Genomic DNA, 2,971 nt, shown 5'->3' with positions numbered 1-2,971 from the left:
TAATGATAAATCTGCCAATCAAGCAGAAGTTCCGACAACAACGCGGACAGATCCAGACATTCCGCTTACGCCTCTTTTCTGACCTCTTGACATATCTCTGTGACCTAAAAGCGGACATAAAATCCGTCACTTGGAATTTTCCTTTCCTGCAGAAGAAGGTCCTTTAACGATCGATATTATATCTGAAACGCAAGTAGCATCATTATAAAGCGAGTGCCGCATACGTAACGATGAAAGTCTTCCGGCATCTGTCAAATAGGTTTTCACTTCGGAAATTCCTCCGTGATCGGGAGTACTATCGATTGAAATATCAGCATCCTTGAGGCCCATTTGCCCCATACCAAGTAATGTATAAGAAACAACATGTATAGAGTTTAAAATACAAACTAAATATGATAATAAAAAAAGTATAAATGTGATAATGGTTGGAATAAAGTTTGAAACATTAATGCCGAATATATTGTTCTTAACATTAAGGATTGTATAAAAAATACTAGGAACCAAGATAGGAGAAAAAAGAAGGAGTGATTTTAGCGTTCTGCGCGAAACCTTTCTGGCGATCGTTTCATTAGATTCTTCCGGCATTACCCGTACAATCGGCGCTGCCATGACCTCTATACAAATATCTGTTGCTAACTTACTTATAGAATACAAAAAACCCGGAAGGCTGGTGATGAAAGTGGCCTCGTCGTAAGGTGATCGCATAATATGTATGGGAACAACATTTCGTAGAATGTCTCCGCGATAATTGACTGAAGATTCATATGTAGCGGAATTTGATAGTTTTCTCTTGTTTGATATACAATAATATATTGGAACAATTCCATAAATGATCAAAGTGGTGTATATAAAACAATAAATATAAAATGGTATATTTATACCAGATAAGTTTTTACTTAAATAAAGAAAAGTTATTCCGGATAAAAACAAAAAACAATACCAAACACCAGCAAAATTCCAGTTCATTTTAGCGGCCCCCATTGTAATAAATGGGGTGGCCATTGTAATTAACTCTACTCTTGGCACCAAGTTATCTGAAATGTTTTTAATGGCGGAGAAAGAAATATTTCCTCCATGGCTATGAGATAAGATAAATATTTTCTCATAATTCGAATATTTATTGTTTATAGTTTCTGCTAAAAAAACAGATGAATTATTTCTACTTTCATGTTTATTTCTTGTGTCCCAGTACAAACAGGAAATATCACATTCCGTTTCACCGATTATTTTTTCTATGAAAGTGGAATTTTCATCAAACCATCGGACAACTTGTGGATTGTCACCTTTACTCCTCGAAAATGTTCCAGGAACAAGTATAAGAATGATCTTTATATTTTCTGGACCTAAATTCCTTATTTGATGAAATTCCAACATAAAATCATCCTAAGCTTTGCAAGCATATAATTTGGGAAAAAAATAGCGATTTTATCATACGAAAATCATTTGAGCAGGTCGATACCCGCGGGCGATTTATTGTTTGTCTCACCAGCAAGATGCTCGGGTCCTAGTTTAGCCGCGCCTCCGCCTCAATGGACACAGCCCTAAGCGGACAGTCTCGTTCCCCTAAACAGCCTGTCGGCTCATCAACAACAGAGCAGACAGGCTGTAGTCGCCTCATTTCGGACATTTAGATTATTTTAGATAGCCCGGAAAAGCAGATATTCGTGATGGTGACTTGCCTTGAAAAAACAGCTTCAATTATGAAGGGATGCCAACGAGATGCAAAGATTGGGAGATCAGTAGAACGTCAACATTTGACGCAGGAGAAGATTCTAGCAAAAATAGATGAAATTCGAAAAATTCATATAGTGAAGTATAGATATTAAACAAAAAAAATAGATCAAGTTGATTGAGATTAAATATAGAAGTATCAAATTACTTATCGTTCAATTTATGTAATTAGGCATTTAATGGCAACCTTGAAATGAAGGATACTATGATAGATGCTTTCAGGGATGCGGTCCTGACCATTTTTGACCGCGATGAAGCCTCCGCTCTCCTCACCCAGGCTTTTTTTGACAATCCGGCTCATGTTTTCCTCTATCCCGATGCCGTAACCCGGCGCACGCGCCTGATGTGGCTGATGAAAGCGAACCTTGGCGTCCAGTTCGCGCTGGGACGGAGTTTTGCTGTGCGTGACCGTAGTGAAAGGGTTGCCGCCATGGGGTTCTGGCACCCACCCGGCTCTCCTGAAGCATCTCCTGCTTTGTTGGCACGTCATGGCCTTCTGGCGTTGCCTTTCCGCCATGGGTTGGAGACTTTTCGGTGCACGTTAAAAGTCATCAACATGATTGAGGCCCGGCGGAAAGCGTGCCTGAATGGGCAGCCTAGTTGGTATCTCAATAATATGGTTGTTCGTTTTGACTACCAGGGGCGCGGGTTGGGTTCCAGTATATTGCGGCGCGAACTGTCATACGTAGTGGATACATCCCCATTCCCGGCATCACTTGTTACCCAAAGACCACAAAACGTGACCTTCTATGAGAAGCTAGGATTTCAGGTGACGAATGCCGAACCCATTGCCATCAATGGCCGTAGCTTCCCGAACTGGATTATGGTCAGACAGAAACCGCGCTGATTTCCGATCATCGGAGAACTCCATTGATAATAACTCTAGCGTACGTTTGCTCTTGAGTGACCATTCAATACCTCCCAGAAGGTGCTTATGGGTTAAGTTTGCGGAAAACGATAGTGGCCATTAGTTAATCGGGATATCTTTGAGCCTTAGGTCCACTTTTCCCCATTGCTGACGTAACTTCCGCCAGAATAAGCAGTTAAATTCTCACGAAATTAGCCTGCTATTTTTATCATTAATAAGTGGATTTTTATGGCCTCGGTAGAACATTATCCGGATTAAACGGAGATTCATAATCCGCCGATGACTGCCGTTTTTGTCGCCGAAAAAACCACTTAATCGCGATAAAAATGCAGAAGTTAATGATAAATCTGCCAATCAAGCAGAAGTTCCGAC

2 protein-coding genes are annotated in these 2,971 nt (G+C 40.5%); one reads left to right on the top strand and one right to left on the bottom strand.

The window, feature by feature from the left end; translation table 11 throughout:
* Window positions 1-126 precede the first annotated feature (126 nt).
* Entirely contained in the window at window positions 127-1,374 is a 1,248-nt protein-coding gene (locus tag CSR02_RS16335) for a hypothetical protein (protein ID WP_143225580.1), read from the bottom strand.
* A 550-nt stretch (window positions 1,375-1,924) separates the two neighbouring features.
* Here CSR02_RS16335 and CSR02_RS12395 point away from each other — a divergent pair.
* Window positions 1,925-2,578: a GNAT family N-acetyltransferase gene (locus tag CSR02_RS12395; RefSeq protein WP_099541852.1), complete on the top strand. Its 654-nt coding sequence runs from the start codon at window positions 1,925-1,927 to the stop codon at window positions 2,576-2,578.
* Window positions 2,579-2,971 lie beyond the last annotated feature (393 nt).

It is taken from the genome of Acetobacter pomorum, from assembly GCF_002738225.1.
Taxonomy (GTDB): Bacteria; Pseudomonadota; Alphaproteobacteria; order Acetobacterales; family Acetobacteraceae; genus Acetobacter; species Acetobacter pomorum.
This window is presented reverse-complemented; position numbering and strand designations above follow the sequence as displayed.